Raw genomic sequence first — 20,077 nt, forward strand, 5'->3', positions numbered from 1 at the left:
CCGCCCCGCCGTCCCGGCACCCGGAGCGGCGGTCGCCCGCCGGGCGCCCGGCCCACCGCGCCCGTCCGGCCTCCCGGCCGTCCGGCGCCGACCGGATGAGCGACCTGTGCCGCCAGGCGGACCGCATGGCGGCACCCAAGCTCGCCCGCCTCTGCCACGACACCTACGGCTGACGCCGGCCGGGGCGACCGCCGCCGCCCGCGCCCGGCGGCGGTCCGCGGCGCCCGTCATAGGCTGCTGCCATGTTCGGTCCCGAAGGTCCCACGCTCCGCGAACTCGCCGTGCAGGCGCTGTCGTCCGTCGAGCGCGGTTACGACCTGCTCGCGCCCAAGTTCGACCGCACGCCCTTCCGGACGCCCGACGACGTCCTGGAGGCGGTCGCCCGGGCGCTCGGACCGCTCGGCCCGTTCCCGGACGGCCTCGACCTGTGCTGCGGCACCGGCGCGGGAACGCGGCTGCTGACCGGAGTGTGCCGCCGGTCCGTCACCGGGGTCGACTTCAGCGCCGGCATGCTTGAGGTAGCCCGGCGCCGGGTGCGGCCCGCCGACGGACCCCGGACCGCCTTCGTGCGGGCCGACGCCCGGTCCCTGCCGTTCACCGCCGCGTTCGACCTCGTCGTCTCCTTCGGGGCGTTCGGCCACTTCCTGCCGCGGGAACTGCCGGGACTCTTCACCCAGGTCCACACGGTGCTGCGGCCCGGCGGCCGGTTCGCCTTCCCGGTGTTCGCCCCGCCCCGCCCCGCGCACCCCGCCTTCTGGCTGCTGCTCGGCTTCGACACGGCGATGCGGGTGCGCAACGCCCTGTGGCGGCCGCCCTTCGTCATGTACTACCGGGCCTTCCGGCTCGGCACCGTGCTGGGCGAGCTGGAGCGGGCCGGTTTCGCCGTCGAACTGCGCGCCCTGCCCGAGTTCGGGCGGCGTGCCGACGGCAGTCCGCGCGGCCGGCTGGTGGTGGCCCGCAGGGCACCCGTGCCGCCCCGGCGCGTCAGCCCGCGGCGGGCAGGGTGAACTCGTAGACCAGCGTGTCGCGTTCGGCGTTCACCACCAGATCGGTGATCTCCAGCGGGCGGGCGTACTGGTCGTGCACGCGCCGGGTCACCCGTACCGAGGAGGCGCCGCCGACCTGGGTGATGGAGTCCCGGTGGTGCAGCGAGAGGCCCGCCTTGCGCATCCAGTCGTAGGCCCGCCGCAACTGCGCGGGCGTGGCCCCGTCGGCCCGGCCCCGGTAGCGGGCCAGTTCCGCCACCTCGGACAGGGCGACCGAAGAAAACGATGTCACCGCCGTCCGCAGCGACCGGCCCTCCGGCGTCACCGACCGGTACCGGTGCACCAGCGTCTTGCGGTACGGGGCCAGGCCCAGCGCCCGCGCGTGCTCCGGTGGCGGCGTCTCCCAGGTCACCGTGGCCCGGTCCACCGCACAGGGGTCCGCCGACCGGGCACCCACCGGGAAGGTGAGCGACCCCGGCGCCTCGACCGGCCGGCCGGGCAGCGTGGCGTGGCTGCCCCGCCGGTCGGTGGCGACCAGACCGCCGCGGCGAAGCACCTCCAGCGCCTGCCGCACGGTCTCCCGGCTGACCCCGAAGTGCGCGGCCAGGTGCCGCTCGCCCGGGAGCCGCTCGCCCGGCGGTATGGTGCCGTCGCGCAGCTCGCCGAGGAGCAGCTCCGCTATCCGTCCGTACAGGGGACGGTCGTCGCTGGTCGGGGGAGTGTGCGGGGTGGTGCGGGCCATGCCGCGCCCTCCTGTCGGTGACAAGACGTAGTCGTATGGGTTCATTGCGCGACCAGAAATACCATTGGTCTAAACCACGGGGGAAGGGTCGACTGCCGGTTCGACCGGAATCCACCCCTTCGCGCGACCGGACCCGGCGCCCCGCCTCGGGCTCAGAGGGCGCTGTAGAGGGCGTCGACCAGCGCCGTCTTCCGTGGATCATCGGCGATGCGGGGTCCCATGCGGTTCATCACGTAGCTCAGCGAGACTCCGGCCTCCGGGTCGGCGAGCCCGCAGGAACCGCCGAACCCGTCATGGCCGAAAGCCCGCGGATTCGGGCCGTACGACCCCCGCGGCCCGCTCAGCCACAGCCCGAGCCCCAGTTCGGTCTCGCCGTCCAGACCCGCGCCGAGCACCAGGTCGCGGCAGCGGCCCTGCCCCTCGCGCGCCCGCTCCACGGCCTGTGGCGACAGGAGCCGACGGCCGCCGAACGTGCCGCGCCCGGCGAAGACGCCGTAGAGCGCGGCCACCGCGCGCGCGGTGCCATGGCCGTTGGCGGCGGGGATCTCCGCCGCCCGCCAGCCTGCGCTGTTGGCCTGCTCGGTGCCGACCGGCGGGTTGGCCAGGGCGGCCAGCGCGGCCGGCGGCAACTGGGCGAAGGCCGCCGCCTGCCGGGCCGGCCTGGCAGGCGGCGGTACCAGTTCGGCCGCCCGGCCGGAGTCCCGCGCCGGCAGGCCCACCGTGAAGTCGATCCCGAGCGGTCCGGTCACCTCCCGCTCCAGGAAGGCCCCCGGCCGCAGCCCGGACACCCGGCGCACGACCTCCCCGACCAGGAAGCCGTAGGTCAGCGCGTGGTACCCGGACCGGGTGCCCGGCTCCCACCAGGGCGCCATGGCCGCGAGCCGCGCGGTGGTCAGCTCCCAGTCGTACAACTCCTCCAGGGTGTGCGGCTCGCGCAGTCCGGACAGTCCGGCCCGGTGCGACAGCAGATGGCGCACCAGCACCCCTTCCTTGCCCGCGGCGGCGAATTCGGGCCAGTACGCGGCCACCGGCGCGTCGAGGTCGAGCAGGCCCCGGTCGGCGAGCAGATGGGCGCAGAGCGCCACGGGCCCCTTGGTGGTCGACCACACGTTCACCACGGTGTCCCGTTCCCAGGGCCGGGTGCCCGCCGCGTCCGCCCAGCCGCCCCAGAGGTCCACGACCGTCTCCCCGGCCACGGTGACGGCCACCGCGGCGCCCAGTTCGTCCCGTTCGCGGAAGTTCGCCGTGAACGCCTCCCGCACCGCGGCGAACCGCGGATCGCAGTATCCGTGGACGGGCGTGTCTGCCTGTGCTGTCTGCCGCGGGGTCTGCTGCCGGGTTTCCCGCTGGATCTCCTGAGCGGACATGGGGCCTCCGTGGTCGCCGGACACCGGGCCGCGCCGTCATGGCCCGGGGTGTGGTGAACATACCGACTGGTCGGAGTGGGCGGAAGGCGGCGCGGCACGCTCCGGGTACGGCTGCCCGGCCGCGGGCCGCCGCGCCGGGGAGCGGGACGGACGGCCAGGGCGGCGTCAGCCACCCGCTCGGCTGACCGGCGGCCCGACCGGACGCCGTCGGGCCGTCAGGCGTACGACCGCAGCCAGCGCACCTTCGCCGCCTCGTGGAAGGAGCCGCCGCCCTCGTGGTCGTTGAACTCGTACACCTCGATGGCCCTGTCCTCGTGCGACCACGCGTTGAAGGCCGCGAACACGGTCGACGGCGGGCACGTCTCGTCCTCCAGGGCCACCGAGAACAGGGCCGGCGCCCGGCCCCGGGCCGCGAAGTGCACCGCGTCGAAGTAGGACAGCGTGCGCAGCGCGTCCGCCGAGCGCCCGCGGTGCGTCCTGAGGAACAGGCCGATCTCCCGGTACGGGCGGCGGTCCGTCAGGGTGACGGCACGCGGGAAGTCGCACAGGAACGGCACGTCCGGGGCGACCGCGACCAGGTCCGGGACCAGACCGCCGACGGCGATCGCGATGCCGCCGCCCTGGCTGACGCCGGTCGCCACGGTCCGCGACGCGTCGGTCAGCGGATGCGAGCGGGCCGCCTCCACCGCGCGCACGGCGTCGGTGAACACCCGGCGGTAGTAGTAGTTCTCGGGCGCCTCGATGCCCCGCGTCATGTATCCGGGGAACGCCGGCGCCGCACCCACCGGGTCCGCCGTGTCACCCCCGCCGCCCCAGACGCTGCCCTGCCCGCGGGTGTCCATCAGGAAGTGCGCCCGGCCCGTCGACGCCCAGAGCAGGCTCTCGTGCGGCAGGCCGCGCCCGCCGCCGTAGCCGATGAACTCCACGACCAGCGGCAGCGGTTCCGTGGCGCCGGCGGGCAGCCGCAGCCAGCCCTTGACGGGGTGCCCGTCGAACCCGGCGAACGTCACGTCGTACACCTCGACCGTGGTCAGCCCGGCGTCCACCGGCTCGAAGCGCGCGTCCAGTCCGTGCTCGCGGGCCTGTTGGAGCGTCTTGTCCCAGAAGGCGTCGAAATCCTCTGGTTCGGTGGACTCGCTGCGGTACGTACGGAGTTCGTCCAGAGGCAGATCGAACAGGGCCATCGACAACCGCCTTCACGAAGGGGGACCGTGCGGTCCCACCGTACGTGGGTGATCGGATCACTCGCCAGAGCCGGGGCGGGGCGCGGGCCCCTTTCCGGTCGGTCCGCCGGGAGCGTCGACGCCCTGGTCCGTGGGTGGGAAAACGCTTGTACCCGGTGGCTCCACCGGGACGCGGTGGCGTGCCCCGGTGGCCCGGTCACCCGCCCGTCAGGTCCGCGGCTGGTTCCACCGCGGCCCGGTCCGGGCCCACTCCCGCTCCCACTCGGCCAGCCGGTGGCGCAGCGCGATCCGGCGCTCGATCGCGCGGCCGAGGAGCACCACCGTCGCCACGCCGCCCGCCGCGCACAGTCCGACGGTGACCGCGTGCTGCCACACCGCCACGGCGTCCGGCGGGGGCGCCACACTGCGGCCCCGGGAGTCGAACCACACCGGCACCGGCTCCCCGGGGCGGGCCCCGGCGGGCACCCGGGCCCACGCCGTGCGCACCCCCTTGCCCGGTTCGGTCCAGCGGACCTGCGCGCTGTAGGGGCGGCGGCGGTCGCCCGCCGCCGGGGAGGTCCGCTCGGGCGGGTCGCCGACCACCACGGCCCGCACCTGGTGACGCTCCGCCCGCTGCGCGGCGGCGTCCGCCCGGGCCAGGTCATGGGCGTGCAGGCCCGCGGCCACCCCCACCAGGGGCGCGACCACGGACAACAGGACGGCGACCACCAGCACCGTCCATGCCTCCACGACGTCCGACCGGCGCCGTAGCGGATTGCGCCGCCAGCGCCAGCCATACACCCGGGTACGCATGTCCACCTCCTCGCCGCCGCCGGAGCCGGTGAGCCGGCAGAGCCGGGTCGCCGGTCCCTCGCCCCCGCCGCTCACGCCCGCGAGCGCCCACACCCGTCTCGTACCCCGTTCGGCGTACCTCGCGCAGGCCGCGGACCGCGAGTTCCGGCCCATATGGCGTACGGCACGCGCCGTGCGCCCCACGATCGCGCGCCGGGCCCCGCCACGCGACCCCGGGCCTCGGTCGAGCCCGATCCGGGGCCTCGGCCGAATCGGTCCCTCCGAGAACTCAGCCGAACCGCTCGATCCGGATCCGCTCCACCGGCTGACCCGCCGCGACCAGCAACCGGGACGCATGCTCGGCGAACCCATTGGATCCACACACATAGGCTTCCCACCCACCGGCGGGCTGCTCGGCCAGGAGCGGCGCCACATGTGCGGCGGTCATACGTCCCACCGGCACCCCGGGTGGCGCGCTGCGGGTGAACACCGGCGTCGTCTCCGGGCCCAGCTCGGCCGCGTAGATCAGCTCCTCGGGGCCGCGCGCCGACACCAGCATCCGCAGCGGGACGGCGAGGCCGCGCGCCCGGTGGTGGCGCACCATCGACATCAGCGGCACCACCCCGGAACCGGCGCCGAGCAGCAGTGCGGGCCGGTCGCCCGGCCAGGCGAAGAAGCCGCTCAGCGGGCCGCGGACCTCCACCGTGTCCCCGGGCCGGGCCACGGTGTGGAACCAGCCGGAGACCTCGCCGTCCGGCACCCGGTCCAAGGTCAGCTCGATGTGCCCGGACCCGTCCGGCGGCGACGCGATCGAGTAGTGGCGCTGCGCCGTGTACCCGTCGGCGGCGGTCAGCCGCAGCATCAGGTGCTGGCCCGGCAGGTGTCCCGGCCAGGCCGGCACCGCCAGGCGGAAGGTGGCCGCGTGCGGGGTCTCGCGGCGGATGCCGGTCAGCGTGGCGGTCTGCCACACGGACGCCGCCTGGCCGCTCACGGCGATCCGCCCGGGCACCGCGAACCGGGTCGCGGCGGTCGTCGTCTCAGTCACCGGAGTACCGCTGCTCCTCCCACGGGTTGCCGCGCTCGTGGTAGCCGTTGCGCTCCCAGAAGCCCGGTTCGTCGTGGTCCAGGAGCGTGACGCCCGCGATCCACTTCGGGCTCTTCCAGAAGTAGAGGTGGGGGACCAGGAGCCGCGCGGGACCGCCGTGCTCGGGCGGCAGCGGTGCGCCGTCGTACTCCCAGGCGATCCAGGCCCGCCCGCCGGTGAGGTCGGCGAGCGGCAGGTTGGCGGTGTAACCCGTGTGGGAGTAGGCGAGGGCATGTGTGGCGGTCCCATAGGGCCGGACCATATTGAAGAAGGCGTCCAGCGAGACGCCGCCGAACCGCACGCCGAACTTGGACCAGCCGGTGACACAGTGGATGTCACCGTCGTAGACCGACGCCGGCAGGGCGTGCGCGGTGTCCCAGTCCCAGGTGTGCGGACGTTCGACCAGGCCGTCGATGCGGAAGGACCAGTCGGCGGCCGAGAGGTCCGGGGTGACCTCGGCGGACAGGACGGGCCAGTCGTCGCGCGCGTCGTACTGCCCGGGCGGCAGCCCCGGATGGTGGACGCGCGGGCGGCCCGTGAAGCCTCGCGTGACGTTCATGCTTCAACCGTACGCTGTCGTTCCGCATGCTCCGCCCCCGGCCGGAGCCCCCATCGTTGCGGCCGTATGAACTCTGCCCGGGCCCGGGAATACCGGTCCGGTGCCGCTCCTTGCCGATCGGTGCCGGCTCCGGTGGGCCGGTGACAGCGCGAGAGAAGTGAGGAACGACGATGTCCCAGGCGTACGTGTCCAGGACCGTGATCGAGGTGGCCGCATGACCGTCGTGAGCAGCGCGGGCGGCCCCGGCCGGACCGCCGCGGACGTCCCGCACGTCCCGCACGTTCTGGACAACCCGGCCCTCGCCTCCCTGACCGGCCCGCACGCCCGCTTCGCCGAGCGGCGCGGCCGGGTGCTGCGCTACCCCGTGGACGTCTCGCCGTGGCTGGCGCTGCCGGACGAACCGGACGCGCGGGACTGGGCGGACCTCGCGGCGCTGGCCGGTCCCGGCGAGGAGGTCCCGCTGCCCGGCTTCCGCGGGGAGGTCCCGGACGGCTGGGAGATCACCTCCCGCGTCGAGGGCGTGCAGCTCGTGGACGACGGCGTGGCCGCCGCGCCGGACCGGGAGGCGGTGGTCCTCGGGGCGGCGGACGTGCCCGAGATGCTGGACCTGGTGGCGCGCACCCGGCCCGGACCCTTCCTGCCGCGCACCGTGGAACTCGGCACCTACCTCGGCATCCGCCGGGACGGCGCGCTGATCGCCATGGCGGGGGAGCGGCTGCACCCGCCGGGCTGGACCGAGATCAGCGCGGTCTGCACCGACCCCGCCTTCCGCGGCGAGGGCCTCGCCGGCCGCCTGGTCCTCGCCGTCGCGCACGGCATCCGGGAGCGCGGGGAGACGCCGTTCCTGCACACCGCTGCCCAGAACACGGGCGCCATCCGGCTGTACGAGTCGCTCGGCTTCCGGCTGCGCCGCCGCACGGCGTTCTTGGAGGCCCGGTCCCCGCAGCGGCTGACGGACGGCCGCGAGGCCGTGCCGGTGCCGTAGGCGGGCGCCCCTGAGGGGAGACGCCGGCGCGTGTCGGCACAGGTCGGCACGGGGCGACGTACGGGGGCGCGGGGGCGGTGGCTCAGTCCGCGTCGGTGTCGGCCGGTCCCGCGTTGTACCGCTCCAGGTAGGCCGCGAACCGGACCAGGTCGTCCTCCGGCCAGTCCGCCAGCCGCTCCCGGAAGGCGGCCCGGCGGCTGCGGGTGACCTGGGCCAGGATCTCCCGACCGGCCTCCGTCAGGTGCAGCACCTGGACCCGGTGGTCCTCCGGGTCCAGGCGGCGCTCGATCAGCCCGGTCCGCTCCAGCGCCGCCACCTGGCGGCTCACCGTGGACTTGTCCAGGGCGTAGTGCGCCGCCAGGTCCGTCGCCCGGCAGCCGTCGCGTTCCTCCAGATGGCCGAGGAGGGTGTACGACACCAGGGACAGCTCGGGATGCATACGGCCCGCCGAGGCCCGGGCCCGGCGGGCGAAGATGGTCATCTCGCGCTGGATCGTCTCGACGGCCGACTCGGCTGCGCTCACGTGGAATACCTCCTCCGGCGTTCTAGTTGTATAGTACAACTTGAACTGAGAGTTGTATAAGCCAACCTTTTGGAGGGCCGCGCGCGATGAGGTCACCGGCACTGCGCCATGTGCTCACGCACCTGATCACCCCGCTGCTGATGTGCGTGGGCATGGGGCTCGCGTACATGGGGGCCTTCGTCACCCCCGAGCCGCACCACCTGCCGGTCGCCGTCGTCGGCACCAGCCCGAAGGCGAAGGTCTTCGCGCAGACGGTCAAGGACACCGCGGGCGAGAAGCTCGACGTCCGCACGGTAGCCACCCGGGCCGGCGCCGTCGGACTCCTCAAGTCCCGCGAGGTGACCGGCGCCTACGTGCCGAGCGCCAAGGCGCCCGAGCTGCTGGTGGCCAGCGCCGCCTCCGACATGGGCGCCACGGCCGTGGAGAAGGTCTTCCTGCCCGTCGCCGCGGAGCAGGGCGTACCGCTGAAGGTCACCGACGTGGCCGAGCCGGTCGCCGACGACCCCACCGGCCAGGGCCTGTTCTTCCTGCTGATCGCCGTCAGCATCGGCTCCTACGCCTCGGTGGCCGCGCTCGGCGCCGCCGGGGCCGGCCTCGCCCTGCGGATCCGGGCCCTGCTCGCCCTCGGCGTCTCGGCGGTGGTCAGCGGCATCGGGGCGCTGCTCGCCGGGCCGGTGTTCCACCTCGCCCACCACGACCTCGCCGGGGTCTGGGGCATGGCCTGGCTCTACTCGGCGGGCATCCTGTTCATCGGCGTCGGACTGCACACGTTCCTGAAGCGCTGGACCACGCTGACCATGATGGTGCTGTTCGTGATGCTGAACTTCACCAGCTCCGGCGGCCTGTTCCGGCCCGAACTCCAGAACGGCTTCTTCGGCACCCTGCACGCCTTCTGGAACGGCGCGGGCTTCGTCGAGGGCGTGCGCAGCCTGCTGTACTTCGCCGACGACGGCCTCGCCCGCAATGTGTGGACGCTCGCCGTCTGGCTGCTGGCCGGCCTCGCGGTGACCGCGCTCGCCGGCGGCTACGAACGCGCCCGCGGCGTCGCCGACGCCGCCGGTGCCCGCGACGCCGCCGGCATCCGGCAGGACACCGCCGCGCGGCCCGGGGCCGTGCCCGCCGCACCCGGGACCGGGCGGGAAGGCCGGCCGGGGGCCCTGGAGGGGGCCGGGGGGAAGGCCGAGGAGGAAGCCGAGGAAGAGATGGAGGAGACGGTCGGCGTCTGAGCGACCGCGCGCCGCCGCGAGGGGCCCCGTCCGGCACCGGGCGGGGCTCCTCGCCGCGAACCCGTCCCCGCCGGACCGCGCACCGCGAACGGCCCTTCCGTCGCCCCGCCTTGGGGTAAGGTGAGCATCCGGCCGCGGACCCGCGCGGCCCACTGTGACGAGGAGGTGAGACCCATTACCGCTGTGTCGGCCGGGGTGCTCCCTCCTTGTGACGGCGCGGTACACCGGCAGCGGTGACCGCGGGAGCGCCCAGGATTCGCGCTCCCGAAAGGTTTCCGGCTTCCATGCCCTTCCCCGCCCCGTCCCCCTCTCCCTCCTCCTTCCCCGCACCGTTCTCCGTGTCCGCCGTCGTCTCCGCGCTGCGCGCCGCGGGCTGCGTCTTCGCCGAGGACGAGGCCGAGCTGATCCTCGCCACCGCCCGCACCCCCGAGGAGGCGGCCGGCATGGTGGACCGGCGCGCCGCCGGGCTGCCCCTCGAACACGTCCTCGGCTGGGCGGAGTTCCACGGACTGCGCGTCACCGTGGCACCGGGGGTGTTCGTGCCCCGCCGCCGTACCGAGTTCCTGGTCGACCAGGCGCTGGCCGCGGCGCCCGGCGCGGCGGTCGTCGTGGACCTGTGCTGTGGTTCCGGCGCGCTCGGCGCGGCCCTCGCGCACGCCCTGCACGGGCCCGAGGTGCACGCCGCCGACATCGACCCGGCCGCGGTGCGCTGCGCCCGCCGCAACCTCGCCGCCTTCGGCGGGCGGGCCCACCAGGGCGACCTGTACGACGCCCTGCCGCCCGCCCTGCGCGGCCGGGTGGACGTCCTGACGGCCAACGTGCCCTACGTCCCCACCGCCGAAGTGGCCCTGCTGCCGACGGAGGCCCGTGAGCACGAGCCACTGGTCGCGCTGGACGGCGGCGCCGACGGCCTCACCGTGCTGCGCCGGGTGGCCGCCGGGGCGTCCGAGTGGCTCGCCCCCGGCGGCTGTCTGCTGACCGAGACCAGCGAACGCCAGGCGCCGGCCGCCGTCCGGGCGTTCACCGAGGCGGGCCTGACGACCCGTCTGGCGGTGTCGGACGAGCTGTACGCGCACGTGGTGATCGGCGTGCGGCCCGGACCGCGGCACCCGGCGCGGTAGGCGGCGGCCCGGCGGCCCCGCGGCCCGGCGCACGGTCCGGTGCCGCCGGGCCGAAGCACCGCCGCCCCGCCCGTGCTTCCCCGCCCCGTGCCCCGCGCTCCCCGCGTCGTCACGGCAGTTCCTGGGCCCGGGCGATGAGCAGGGCCACGTCGTCGTGGTTGTCGGGGTGGTGCAGCATGCGCAGGAGCAGGTCGCAGGTCTCCTCCAGCGGGCGGGCGGGGTCGAGCAGGGACAGCAGCGAGGCCAGGCGCTCGTCCAGCGAGTGGCGGCGGGTCTCCACCAGCCCGTCGGTGTAGAACACCAGCTCGTCGCCGGGCGCGAAGTCCACCGTGACGCTGGAGAAGGCGACCCCGCCCACCCCCAGCGGCACACCGGTGGGCAGGTCGAGCAGTTCCGGCGCGTGCCCGGGCCGTACCCGGGCCGGCGGCAGGTGTCCGGCGTTGGCGATCCGGCACTGCCGCAGATGCGGGTCGTGGATGGCGTACACACAGGTCGCGATGGAGTGGTCCAGGGCCGAGGTCGTCTTGTCCAGGTGCTCCAGCAGCCGGGCCGGGTCGAGATCGAGGGCGGCCAGGGTCGTGGTCGCGGTGCGCAGCCGGCCCATCGTGGCGGCGGCGCTCACCCCGCTGCCCATCACGTCGCCCACGACGAGCGCGGTCTTGTCCCCCTCCAGCGGGATGACGTCGAACCAGTCGCCGCCGACCTCGCTGGTGGCGCCCGCCGGCTGGTAACGGGAGGCCACCTCCAGGGCGGTGGTGACCGGCGGATGGCTGGGCAGCAGGCTGCGCTGGAGGGTGAGCGCGGTGTTGCGGGCGTTCTGGTACCAGCGGGCGTTGTCGATCTGCACCGCCGCGCGGGCGGCCAGCTCGCGCGCCAGCAGGACGTCGTCCTTGTCGAACGGGGCCCGATTGCGGGTGCGTTTGAGGTCCAGCGCGCCCAGCACCTCCCCGCGCGCGATCAGCGGCACCGCCAGATACGAGTGCAGACCCGCCCGGCCGAGCAGCTTGGCCGCCTCGGCGGAGCGGGCGATCCGCGGCAGGTCCTCGTCCCTCACCCGCGGCACCAGCACCGCCTCACCGGTGCGCACGCACTCGGTGACCAGGCGGTCGGGCGCGTACCGGGCGATCTGGCCGGGCCGGTCGGCGGCCCGCACCGCCTCGCTGCCCGTCTCCGGGCGCAGCGCGAGCGCCCGGATCACCGCGGACTCCGAGGGGCCCAGCGCGCTGGGCCGGCCCTCGACCACCGCGTCCAGCAGGTCCACGGCCGCCACGTCCGCCAGTTCCGGCACGGCGACCTCGGCCAGCTCGCTGGCCGTGCGCTCCAGCTCCAGCGTCGTACCGATCCGCGCGGAGGCGTCGGCGATGACCGCGAGCCGGCACCGCGCGGCCTCCGCCTCCTGGGAGGCCAGGTGCTGCTCCGTGATGTCGACCAGCGAGACGGCCACACCGAGCACATTGCCCAGGGTGTCCTCCAGCCGGTACAGCGAGTGCGACCAGATGTGGTCCGTGCCCTCGTCGGCCGGGGTGCGGCCGACGAGGGTGTCGTCGACCAGCGGCACGCCCGTCTCCAGCACCCGCCGGGCGGCGGCCTCCAGCGCGGCAGCGTCCAGCTGCGGCAGCACCTCGGGCAGCGTCCTGCCGACGTGCTCGGCGGCCGGCAGGCCGTTGATGCGCTCCAGGGCCGGGTTGACGGAGACGAACCGCAGCTCGGTGTCGAGGACGGCGTAACCGATCGGGGACTGCTTCACCATCCGCTCGGACAGCGCCACGTCCTGCTCCAGCCGCCGTACCGTCGACTGGTCGACGGCCAGCCCGAGCGCGAAGACGTCGCCGCGGTCGTCCAGCAGCCGCATGTTGCGGAACTCCACCAGACGGGTGCTGCCGTCCTTGTGCCGGACCGGGAAGCCGCCGGCCCAGCTCTGCCCGGTGCGCATCACGTCGGCGAAGAGCTTGCCGACCAGCTGGATGTGCCGTTCGTGCACCATCAGCCGGGCGGCGTACCGGCCGAGGGCCTCCTGGGCGGAGTACCCGAACAGCTCCTCCGCCTGCGGGCTCCACAGCACGATCCGGCCGTCGGTGTCCAGCACCACCGAGGCCACGCCGAGCACGTCGAGCAGGCCGCCGGGGCGCACCGGCCCGCGGGCCGGCTCCCCGCTCTCTGTCGCCGGAGCCTCGGCTGCACTCATGCCACGCACCGCCTTCGCCCGTCCGCACGGCACGTCGTCCCCCGTGCCGGTCTTCCTCGGTCTACCGCGCTCACACCCGACTCTCCGACGCCGTCACCGTCTACCTCCACCATCCCTCAACACGGCGGCCGGCGTCCGCCGAAGACGCCGCGCCGGCGGTGCGCGCGCCGTGCGGCACCGCCCGGACCGGGCGTTCACGCCCCTGTCGCCTGATTGGTCTGTACATGACTATCGCTTCGCGCCAGACTGTCCGCCGACCGAGTGTCCCCGTCCGCCCACGCCGTGTACCCATCCCCCATCCGAGGAGTCGGCCATGCCCGCGTCCGCCCGGCAACGTTGTCACGCAGTCCTCGCCGGACTCGTCACCCTCGCCACCGCCGCCGTCGTGTCCCTCGCCGCGCCCGCGCCCGCCTCGGCGGCCGGCACCTGGACCGAGACCGGCTCCGACCGCGCCGACCCGCTGACCGAGAGCCAGGGGCTGACCTCGGTGGAGGTCCCCGCGAACAGCCCCAACCGGTACACCGGCATCGGCACCATCCCCCTCGGCGTCTCCAGCCGCGGCTGGAACCACGTCGGCGACCCCGACGCCTCGTACAACGGCTACTACATCGAGCCTTACCAGCAGGACTCCGGCAACTCGAAGATGTTCCGCGTCCAGGCGCCCGGCGGTGCCTGGTCGGAGTACGTCCACGCGCTGAGCGCGGGTGAGGCGCTGAACAACTCGTGGGTCGCGATCTCGCCCGACGGCCAGTGGACGCTGTCCGGCGAGTGGGGCACGATGACCCGCCTGCTGGTCTTCCCGACCCCGGGCGTCAACCCGTCCACCTCCCCCTCGGCGAACCTCCCGCAGGTGTCGGCCGTCCGCCTCGACCACGCCGTCCGCGACGTCCAGGGCTGCGACTTCTCGGGCCCCACCACCCTGCTGTGCTCCTCCGACGACCCGGACGGCAGCCTCTTCGGCCTCACCAAGCCGCTCCTGCGCATCGACCTGTCGGCCGCGCCGAACGGCACGGCCGACGTCTCGGGCCATGTCACCGCGCTGCGCCAGCTGCCGCTGCGCAGCTCCTGCTCCGGCTCGTTCGAGGCGGAGGGCATCGACTACGACCGGCGCAGCGGCACCCTGCGCGTCATCGTCGTCTCGCCCGGCTTCTGCGTGCTGACGGACAGCAAGACGTACAAGTTCGCCCTCGGCTGACGCACGCGTTCGCCCTCGGCTGAGGTGTGCGCGGCGGCCGGCGGTGCTTTCCTGGGGATGGACGAGGTTCGGCGGGGTACCCCGTTCCATCGCAGCACGGCCACGAAAGGAGCGATCATGGCAGATACGGAGCAGTCGCACCCGGAGACCGTCTCGGTGGAGATCAGCGGATATTCCAAGGACGACGCACGGCTCGTCTTCGAGGCGCTCAGCGCCTGCTTCGCCTCCGACCGGGCTCCCGAGGAAGTGCCCCAGCAACTCCACGAGACCCGGCCGATGGTGTGGCTGGGCACGTACGACGTCGCGGACGCCCGCGGGCACGGCTGTCCGCCGGTCCACCTGGACTCGCCCGTCCAGGCGGACGTCCAGGGCAGCTACTGGGCGGTGGAGCGCTTCCGCCACACGCTGGACTCGATGTTCACCGTGCGGGAGACCTGTACGGCCTCCGGTGACCAGGAGCGGGACCTGCACCTGCGGCTGGAGAGCCGCTGACGCCTTCAGGGCAGCGCCCCGGCCGGTTGACCGCCGGCCGGGGCGTACTGCGCTTCGCCGTGGCCGAAGGACCAGTCGGCGGAGCCGTTCTCGGTCAGGGTCACGAGGACGTTGTGCGGCTCGGTGCCGGTGCGCTCGTGGACCAGCCCGGCGATCCGCCGGTACAGCGCCCGCTTCAGGTCGTCGTCGCGGCCCGCGCGCAGGGTGATCGCGACGAAGACGACCGAGTCGTCCTTGGGTATGCCGAGGTGGTTGCCGTGCCGCAGGGTGCTGGTGACGCCGTCATGGCCGGTCAGCACCTGGAAACGGTCCTCGGGCGGGATGCCGAGCGTCTCCGTCAGGGCGTCGTGGACGGCCCGGCCGAGCGCGTCCAGGGGGTTTCGTTTGGATCAGGTCGGATCAGGCCGCGGCGTCCGGTGCGGTGCATCGCAAGGCGGAGGATCACCCGCGTACTGGGTGTACTCGGGTGGTCCGACAACGCGGCGAGGTGCCGTGCCGGGCGTCGCGGACCCGGGCTGATCCAAACGAAACCCCCTAGGCGGGCGGGGTCGGCGCCGAGGGCGTCGATCCGGACGAAGGGCATGGCGGAGTCCTCCCGGGCGGCGGATTGGTCACGCCAGATTGTACATACCAGTAGGTACAGAGTGGCCGGAGTCACCCCATGGCGATTGTGCAACTCGTTGCACAAAGCGTCGGCCTCCTCTACAACAAGAGGCGACGACACCGCGCACGGAGGGCCCGATGAGCCGTTACCCGCACCTGATGACCCCGCTCGACCTGGGCTTCACCACGCTGCCGAACCGCGTGCTCATGGGCTCGATGCACGTCGGCCTGGAGGAGGCCGAACGCGGCTTCGAGCGGATGGCGGCGTTCTACGCGGCCCGCGCGCGCGGGGGAGTGGGGCTGATCGTCACCGGCGGCATCGCGCCCAACGAGGAGGGACGGCCGTACGAGGGCGGCGCCAAGCTCACCACCGAGGCGGAGGCCGGGCAGCACCGGGAGATCACGGAGGCCGTGCACCGCGAGGGCGGCCGGATCGCGATGCAGATCCTGCACTTCGGCCGGTACGCCTACCACCGGGACCTGGTCGCGCCGAGCCCGCTCCAGGCACCGATCAGCCCCTTCGCCCCCCGTGAGCTGACCGACGCCGACATCGAGCGCACCATCGACGACTACGCCCGGGCGGCCCGCCTGGCGCGGCGGGCCGGCTACGACGGCGTCGAGATCATGGGCTCCGAGGGCTATCTCGTCAACGAGTTCACCGCCGCGCAGACCAACCGCCGCACCGACCGCTGGGGCGGCTCGTACGAGAACCGGATGCGCCTCCCCGTCGAGATCGTGCGGCGGGTCCGTGAGGCCGTCGGCGAGGACTTCATCGTCATCTACCGGCTGTCCATGCTCGACCTGGTGCCGGGCGGCTCCTCGCTGGCCGAGGTGATCACCCTCGGCAAGGCCGTCGAGGCCGCCGGGGCCACGCTCATCAACACCGGCATCGGCTGGCACGAGGCCCGCATCCCGACCATCGCCACCTCCGTGCCGCGCGGCGCCTACAGCTGGGTCACCAAGAAGCTGATGGGCGAGGTCTCGGTGCCCCTGGTGACCACCAACCGCATCAACACCCCGGAACTCGCCGAGGAGTTGCTGGCCGGCGGCTACGCGGACATGGTCTCGATGGCCCGCCCGATGCTCGCCGACCCCGACTTCGTCGCCAAGGCCGCCGCCGGCACCCCGGAGGCCGTCAACACCTGCATCGGCTGCAACCAGGCGTGCCTGGACCACACCTTCAGCGGGCAGATCACCTCCTGCCTGGTCAACCCGCGGGCCTGCCACGAGACCGAGCTGGTGCTCTCCCCGACCCGGCTGAGGAAGCGCGTCGCGGTCGTCGGCGCCGGTCCGGCCGGACTCGCCTGCGCGGTCTCCGCCGCCGAACGCGGCCACGCCGTCACCCTGTTCGACGGGGCGGGCGAGATCGGCGGGCAGCTCAACGTGGCCCGGAAGGTGCCGGGCAAGCAGGAGTTCGACGAGACGCTGCGCTACTTCCGCCACCAGCTCGACGCGCACGGCGTCGACGTACGCCTGGACACCTGGGTGGGCGCCGGCGACCTGGACGGCTTCGACGAGGTCGTCGTCGCCACCGGCGTCACCCCGCGCACCCCGGAGATCCCCGGCGTCGACCACCCCCGCGTCCTCGGCTACCTCGACGTGCTGCGCGACGGCGCCCCCGTCGGCGACCGCGTCGCCGTCCTCGGCGCCGGCGGCATCGGCTTCGACGTCGCCGAGTACCTCACCGACGGCGGCGACAAGGCGAGCGAGGACCCGCGGACCTGGCTCGGGCACTGGGGCGTCGACATGGACTACCGGGCACCCGGCGGCCTCACCGCGCCCGAGCGGCCCGCCCCGGCCCGCCGCGTCCACCTCCTCCAGCGCAAGACCAGCAAGGTCGGCGCCGGGCTAGGCAAGACCACCGGCTGGATCCACCGCACCGAGCTGAAGCAGCGCGGCGTGACCATGGTGCCGGGCGTGCGCTACGACCGGATCGACGACGCCGGCCTGCACATCACCGTCGGCGGGGAGAGCACCGTCCTGGAGGTAGACACGGTGGTGCTCTGCACCGGCCAGGAGCCGCGCCGCGACCTGTACGACGCGCTGGTCGCCGCCGGGCGCGGCGCGCACCTGATCGGCGGCGCGGACGTCGCGGCCGAACTGGACGCCAAGCGGGCGATCAAGCAGGGCACGGAGCTGGCGGCGAGCCTGTAGGGGCCGGTCCGCCGCTCCCTAGGATGAGCCCATGTCACTCCCGCACGCGATCCTCACCGCCCTGCTGGAAAAGCCGTCGTCGGGGCTGGAGCTGACCCGCCGGTTCGACAAGTCGATCGGCTACTTCTGGTCCGCGACGCACCAGCAGATCTACCGCGAGCTGGGGCGGCTGGAGGCCGGGGGCCTCATCCGCACGCTGCCCGCCGCACAGCCGGCCCGCGGGCAGAAGAAGAGCTACGAGGTGCTGCCCGCGGGCCGTGCCGAACTGGCCCGCTGGACCGCCGCCGCGCAGGACCCCAGGTCGCCGCGGGACCCGCTGCTGCTGCGGCTGCGCGCGGCGGCGGTGGTCGGCACCGCGGGCCTGGAGGCCGACCTGCGCCGCCATCTGGAGCTGCACCGGCGCCAGCTGGCCGAGTACCGGGAGATCGAGGAGCGCGACTTCCCGCCGGGCCGGGACACCCCGGGCGACCGGCTGCGCCACCTCGTCCTGCGCGCCGGGATCGACCTGGAGACCTTCTGGACCCGGTGGCTCGCCTCCGCCCTGACCGAGTTCGCCGAACTGCCCGGCGAGAAGCGGGAGGAGGGCTGACGGCGCCCTGACGGGCGCGCGGAGCCGGCACGACTCCCGCCGGTCGCGACGCCTCCCGGGGCGGCAGCGCTCTCAGAGCCGGTACGGCTTCGAACGGCGGCGCAGTACCCAGCCGGTGGCCACGACCCCGGCCCCGACCAGCGCCGCGCCGACGCCCAGGGTCAGCGGGCCGTAGTCGCGGGCGGCGCCGCCGAGGCCGCCCATCACGCCCCGGGACGGCGCCGGGCTGGTGGTCGCCGAGATCGTCGGTTTCCTGGGCGCCGCCGGGAGCACCGGGTTCCCGGGCGTCGCCGAGACCGTCGGGCTCCTGGGCGCCGAGACGATCACCGACTGGCTGCCCGCGGTGCCGCCGCTGGAGCACATCACCACCACGGTGTACGTCCCCGGGCTCACCCCCGTCCAGGCGGCGGACTGGCTGACGGACGTACCGGACAGGGCCACCTGCCGGCCCTGGGCGAAGTTCGCCTGGCCGCTGGTGAGCAGCGCGGCGGTTCCCCAGGCGCCGTTGATCTGCGTGCACGCGCTGGTGACCACGGAGACCGTGGAGCCGGCGGTGCTGACCGAGATGCCCGAGGCCGCGGCGGCCGGCCCGGCGAGCACGGCCGGGAGCGCGGCGGCTGCCGCCAGGGTCGGGCCGGAGCGGAGCAGGAGTCGCGAGGTGTGCATGGGGTGGCCTCCGGCGGCACGGTCGGCGGTACGTCCCATGCGCCGCCGGGGGTCGGGGAACGCCCGTGCTGCCTCAACCGCAGCCAACGCCGCGCGGGGCACGCGCGCACCCGGTCGAGGCCCGATCAGGTGAGCGACTGCTCCGTCCGGCGTGCCGCGGCCCGCCGCGGGTCAGCCGCCCGTGGTCACCGTCCGCTCCGCCGACCAGCCGCCCCAGGTGCCGTCCGGCAGCCGCGCCCGCAGCCGTACCCGGTGGCGCTCCCCGGCGGCGGTGCCGAGGTAGAAGCTGTGGTGCGCCCGGCCGGGCGGCGGTGCGCCGCCCCAGACCAGCGAGGTGGCCGTGGTGCCGTCCAGCTGGATCCGGTACTCGGCGATCACCCCGTCCGCGCGCGGCGGGTTCCAGGCGAGGTCGACGTAGTAGGCGCCGCCGGAGCGGTGGGTCGCGGCGGTGAACCCGGTGGGCGCGGTGTTCCGGCCGTCGTCGCCACCCGGCGTGGCGAGGCGGACCGGTGAGCCGGCGGGGGAGAGGTTGTCGGCCGCGTCCCGGGCCCGCACGGTGAAGGCGTACCGGTGGCCGGGGCGCAGGCCGGTGAGGACGGCGGCGGTCTGGTTCCCGCCCACGCTGTGGATCTTCACACCGCCCTGGTAGACGTCGTAGGACACCACGCCCCGGTCGTCCCGGGACGCGCCCCAGGACAGCCGGACGGCGCGGCTGCCCACGGCCCGTCCGGTGGTCCGCCCCGGCCGGGTGGGCGCCGAGTGGTCCGCCGCCGCCACGGCCGGCGTCCGTGCCCGCACCGTGCGGCTCGGCGGCCCCAGCCGGCCCTCGGCGTCCCGGGCGCGCACGGTGAACACATATGCGGTGGCGGGCCTGAGCCTGGTGATGTCCACCATGTGCTGCGCGCCCGGTACCTCGGTCACCTTCGTGGTGCCGCGATATACCTCGTAGGTGCGGATCCCGGCGTCGTCCGGTGCCGCGTTCCACATCACGTGCACGCTGGTGGCACTGCCCGCGGCGGCGGTGATCCCGGCCGGCGCGCCCGGCACCCGGCCCTCGTCGGCGGCCCCGCCCCGGCCGCAGGAGACGACCAGCAGCAACGCACCACAGACCGGTACGAGCGGCAACCGAACGCGTCGCACGGCACAGTCCTCCCCGGACGGCCTCGGCATCCTAAAGGTCCGGACCAATATGCCCGGCCGGTGGGGGCACGGCAAGGGGGCCGCGTTGGTGGCCACCCCCGGGCGTTACGTATGCTGGACTTCCCAACGGCTGAACTGCCCGAGAGGGCAGGGGAGTTCATGCCCGTGGCGCGGACACGCTGTCGTCGCCGATCCCGCGCCGGCGTGGGTGGCCGGGGGGTCCGGGACGCTACGGTCCGGACCCCCCGGCCCCTGTCGCCCCCCCCGGCCGCCCGAATGGGCGGATTTTCCCCGCCGTCCCCTTTCGGGGTCAGCGGCGTGCTCCATCCGGCCCCTTCGCGGCGACCCCTGTGGCCGCACACCCCTGGGCGCAGCACAGTGGGCGCGATGTCCGATTTGTCCCCTACGAGAGGGTTCCTCATCGTGCGTGTCCCGTCGCTGACGCTGGCCGCGGCCGGCGCCGCCCTGCTCGCCCCGGCGGCGCTGCCCGCCCCCGCCACCGCCG

Annotated in this window: 19 protein-coding genes; 8 read left to right on the forward strand and 11 right to left on the reverse strand. The window is 74.5% G+C overall.

Going from position 1 to position 20,077, the window contains the following annotated elements:
• The first annotated feature begins 242 nt into the window (after nucleotides 1-242).
• The gene (locus tag IF37_RS0134820) at nucleotides 243-1,007 is read left to right on the forward strand and encodes a class I SAM-dependent methyltransferase (RefSeq protein ID WP_052845538.1); all 765 of its coding nucleotides are present in this window, start codon (nucleotides 243-245) and stop codon (nucleotides 1,005-1,007) included.
• Here the strand turns inward: IF37_RS0134820 and IF37_RS0134825 are convergent.
• From IF37_RS0134825 to IF37_RS0134850, 6 genes are all read right to left on the reverse strand, one after another.
• The gene (locus tag IF37_RS0134825; protein WP_030752276.1) at nucleotides 985-1,728 is read right to left on the reverse strand and encodes a GntR family transcriptional regulator; all 744 of its coding nucleotides are present in this window, start codon (nucleotides 1,726-1,728) and stop codon (nucleotides 985-987) included. The genes IF37_RS0134820 and IF37_RS0134825 overlap by 23 nt on opposite strands.
• A gap of 152 nt (nucleotides 1,729-1,880) precedes the next feature.
• Nucleotides 1,881-3,095, reverse strand: a complete 1,215-nt coding sequence (locus tag IF37_RS0134830; protein ID WP_030752279.1) for an EstA family serine hydrolase — start codon at nucleotides 3,093-3,095, stop codon at nucleotides 1,881-1,883.
• A gap of 215 nt (nucleotides 3,096-3,310) precedes the next feature.
• Nucleotides 3,311-4,279, reverse strand: coding sequence for an acetylxylan esterase (locus tag IF37_RS0134835; RefSeq protein ID WP_030752282.1), 969 nt, complete (start codon nucleotides 4,277-4,279; stop codon nucleotides 3,311-3,313).
• A gap of 207 nt (nucleotides 4,280-4,486) precedes the next feature.
• A complete protein-coding gene (locus tag IF37_RS0134840; RefSeq protein WP_030752285.1) occupies nucleotides 4,487-5,071 on the reverse strand; it encodes a DUF3592 domain-containing protein in 585 nt (194 codons plus the stop codon).
• Nucleotides 5,072-5,339: 268 nt separating this feature from the next.
• Nucleotides 5,340-6,095 carry a ferredoxin reductase gene (locus tag IF37_RS0134845; protein WP_030752287.1) on the reverse strand — a complete coding sequence of 252 codons (756 nt, stop codon included), beginning with the start codon at nucleotides 6,093-6,095 and terminating at the stop codon, nucleotides 5,340-5,342.
• Nucleotides 6,088-6,693 (reverse strand): sulfite oxidase-like oxidoreductase, encoded by a 606-nt coding sequence (locus tag IF37_RS0134850; protein WP_030752290.1) that lies wholly within the window; start codon nucleotides 6,691-6,693, stop codon nucleotides 6,088-6,090. Before IF37_RS0134850 ends, IF37_RS0134845 begins: the two co-directional genes overlap by 8 nt.
• Nucleotides 6,694-6,907: 214 nt before the next feature.
• On the opposite strand from IF37_RS0134850, the gene IF37_RS0134855 reads away from it, so the two are divergent.
• Nucleotides 6,908-7,678, forward strand: a complete 771-nt coding sequence (locus tag IF37_RS0134855) for a GNAT family N-acetyltransferase (protein WP_030752293.1) — start codon at nucleotides 6,908-6,910, stop codon at nucleotides 7,676-7,678.
• 82 nt (nucleotides 7,679-7,760) lie between these two features.
• On the opposite strand, the gene IF37_RS0134860 is transcribed toward IF37_RS0134855, so the two are convergent.
• Nucleotides 7,761-8,159: a MarR family winged helix-turn-helix transcriptional regulator gene (locus tag IF37_RS0134860; RefSeq protein ID WP_253915935.1), complete on the reverse strand. Its 399-nt coding sequence runs from the start codon at nucleotides 8,157-8,159 to the stop codon at nucleotides 7,761-7,763.
• 128 nt (nucleotides 8,160-8,287) lie between these two features.
• Here IF37_RS0134860 and IF37_RS0134865 point away from each other — a divergent pair, with 128 nt between their 5' ends.
• On the forward strand, nucleotides 8,288-9,427 hold the full coding sequence (locus tag IF37_RS0134865) for a membrane protein (protein ID WP_030752299.1): 1,140 nt from the start codon (nucleotides 8,288-8,290) through the stop codon (nucleotides 9,425-9,427).
• Nucleotides 9,428-9,711: 284 nt separating this feature from the next.
• A complete protein-coding gene (locus tag IF37_RS0134870) occupies nucleotides 9,712-10,548 on the forward strand; it encodes a putative protein N(5)-glutamine methyltransferase (RefSeq protein WP_052845539.1) in 837 nt (278 codons plus the stop codon).
• 109 nt (nucleotides 10,549-10,657) lie between these two features.
• Here the strand turns inward: IF37_RS0134870 and IF37_RS0134875 are convergent, their stop codons facing one another.
• Nucleotides 10,658-12,733 carry a SpoIIE family protein phosphatase gene (locus tag IF37_RS0134875; protein ID WP_030752306.1) on the reverse strand — a complete coding sequence of 692 codons (2,076 nt, stop codon included), beginning with the start codon at nucleotides 12,731-12,733 and terminating at the stop codon, nucleotides 10,658-10,660.
• Nucleotides 12,734-13,046: 313 nt separating this feature from the next.
• On the opposite strand from IF37_RS0134875, the gene IF37_RS0134880 reads away from it, so the two are divergent.
• On the forward strand, nucleotides 13,047-13,928 hold the full coding sequence (locus IF37_RS0134880) for a hypothetical protein (protein WP_030752309.1): 882 nt from the start codon (nucleotides 13,047-13,049) through the stop codon (nucleotides 13,926-13,928).
• 117 nt (nucleotides 13,929-14,045) lie between these two features.
• Nucleotides 14,046-14,420 carry a hypothetical protein gene (locus IF37_RS0134885; protein WP_030752312.1) on the forward strand — a complete coding sequence of 125 codons (375 nt, stop codon included), beginning with the start codon at nucleotides 14,046-14,048 and terminating at the stop codon, nucleotides 14,418-14,420.
• Between the two features lie 5 nt (nucleotides 14,421-14,425).
• On the opposite strand, the gene IF37_RS0134890 is transcribed toward IF37_RS0134885, so the two are convergent.
• Nucleotides 14,426-14,794, reverse strand: coding sequence for a tautomerase family protein (locus IF37_RS0134890; RefSeq protein ID WP_052845540.1), 369 nt, complete (start codon nucleotides 14,792-14,794; stop codon nucleotides 14,426-14,428).
• Between the two features lie 367 nt (nucleotides 14,795-15,161).
• On the opposite strand from IF37_RS0134890, the gene IF37_RS0134895 reads away from it, so the two are divergent.
• Nucleotides 15,162-17,177, forward strand: a complete 2,016-nt coding sequence (locus IF37_RS0134895) for an NADPH-dependent 2,4-dienoyl-CoA reductase (protein WP_030752318.1) — start codon at nucleotides 15,162-15,164, stop codon at nucleotides 17,175-17,177.
• A gap of 31 nt (nucleotides 17,178-17,208) precedes the next feature.
• Nucleotides 17,209-17,766, forward strand: coding sequence for a PadR family transcriptional regulator (locus tag IF37_RS0134900; protein ID WP_030752322.1), 558 nt, complete (start codon nucleotides 17,209-17,211; stop codon nucleotides 17,764-17,766).
• A gap of 72 nt (nucleotides 17,767-17,838) precedes the next feature.
• Here the strand turns inward: IF37_RS0134900 and IF37_RS0134905 are convergent, their stop codons facing one another.
• Both IF37_RS0134905 and IF37_RS0134910 read right to left on the reverse strand, forming a co-directional pair.
• Nucleotides 17,839-18,432, reverse strand: a complete 594-nt coding sequence (locus tag IF37_RS0134905) for a hypothetical protein (protein WP_030752325.1) — start codon at nucleotides 18,430-18,432, stop codon at nucleotides 17,839-17,841.
• A gap of 171 nt (nucleotides 18,433-18,603) precedes the next feature.
• Nucleotides 18,604-19,572, reverse strand: a complete 969-nt coding sequence (locus tag IF37_RS0134910) for a fibronectin type III domain-containing protein (protein WP_030752327.1) — start codon at nucleotides 19,570-19,572, stop codon at nucleotides 18,604-18,606.
• Between the last annotated feature and the right edge of the window lie 505 nt (nucleotides 19,573-20,077).

The sequence above is a fragment of the Streptomyces sp. NRRL S-31 genome (assembly GCF_000718775.1).
Lineage (GTDB): Bacteria > Actinomycetota > Actinomycetes > Streptomycetales > Streptomycetaceae > Streptomyces.

Bases quoted from the DNA above. Each gene is read 5' to 3' on its own strand.
- IF37_RS0134870 (WP_052845539.1), top strand. From the start codon at position 9,712: ATGCCCTTCCCCGCCCCGTCCCCCTCTCCCTCCTCCTTCCCCGCACCG.
- IF37_RS0134905 (WP_030752325.1), bottom strand. From the start codon at position 18,432: ATGCACACCTCGCGACTCCTGCTCCGCTCCGGCCCGACCCTGGCGGCA.
- IF37_RS0134865 (WP_030752299.1), top strand. From the start codon at position 8,288: ATGAGGTCACCGGCACTGCGCCATGTGCTCACGCACCTGATCACCCCG.
- IF37_RS0134885 (WP_030752312.1), top strand. From the start codon at position 14,046: ATGGCAGATACGGAGCAGTCGCACCCGGAGACCGTCTCGGTGGAGATC.
- IF37_RS0134830 (WP_030752279.1), bottom strand. From the start codon at position 3,095: ATGTCCGCTCAGGAGATCCAGCGGGAAACCCGGCAGCAGACCCCGCGG.
- IF37_RS0134825 (WP_030752276.1), bottom strand. From the start codon at position 1,728: ATGGCCCGCACCACCCCGCACACTCCCCCGACCAGCGACGACCGTCCC.
- IF37_RS0134835 (WP_030752282.1), bottom strand. From the start codon at position 4,279: ATGGCCCTGTTCGATCTGCCTCTGGACGAACTCCGTACGTACCGCAGC.
- IF37_RS0134855 (WP_030752293.1), top strand. From the start codon at position 6,908: ATGACCGTCGTGAGCAGCGCGGGCGGCCCCGGCCGGACCGCCGCGGAC.
- IF37_RS0134900 (WP_030752322.1), top strand. From the start codon at position 17,209: ATGTCACTCCCGCACGCGATCCTCACCGCCCTGCTGGAAAAGCCGTCG.
- IF37_RS0134895 (WP_030752318.1), top strand. From the start codon at position 15,162: ATGAGCCGTTACCCGCACCTGATGACCCCGCTCGACCTGGGCTTCACC.
- IF37_RS0134880 (WP_030752309.1), top strand. From the start codon at position 13,047: ATGCCCGCGTCCGCCCGGCAACGTTGTCACGCAGTCCTCGCCGGACTC.
- IF37_RS0134850 (WP_030752290.1), bottom strand. From the start codon at position 6,693: ATGAACGTCACGCGAGGCTTCACGGGCCGCCCGCGCGTCCACCATCCG.
- IF37_RS0134840 (WP_030752285.1), bottom strand. From the start codon at position 5,071: ATGCGTACCCGGGTGTATGGCTGGCGCTGGCGGCGCAATCCGCTACGG.
- IF37_RS0134875 (WP_030752306.1), bottom strand. From the start codon at position 12,733: ATGAGTGCAGCCGAGGCTCCGGCGACAGAGAGCGGGGAGCCGGCCCGC.
- IF37_RS0134820 (WP_052845538.1), top strand. From the start codon at position 243: ATGTTCGGTCCCGAAGGTCCCACGCTCCGCGAACTCGCCGTGCAGGCG.
- IF37_RS0134860 (WP_253915935.1), bottom strand. From the start codon at position 8,159: ATGACCATCTTCGCCCGCCGGGCCCGGGCCTCGGCGGGCCGTATGCAT.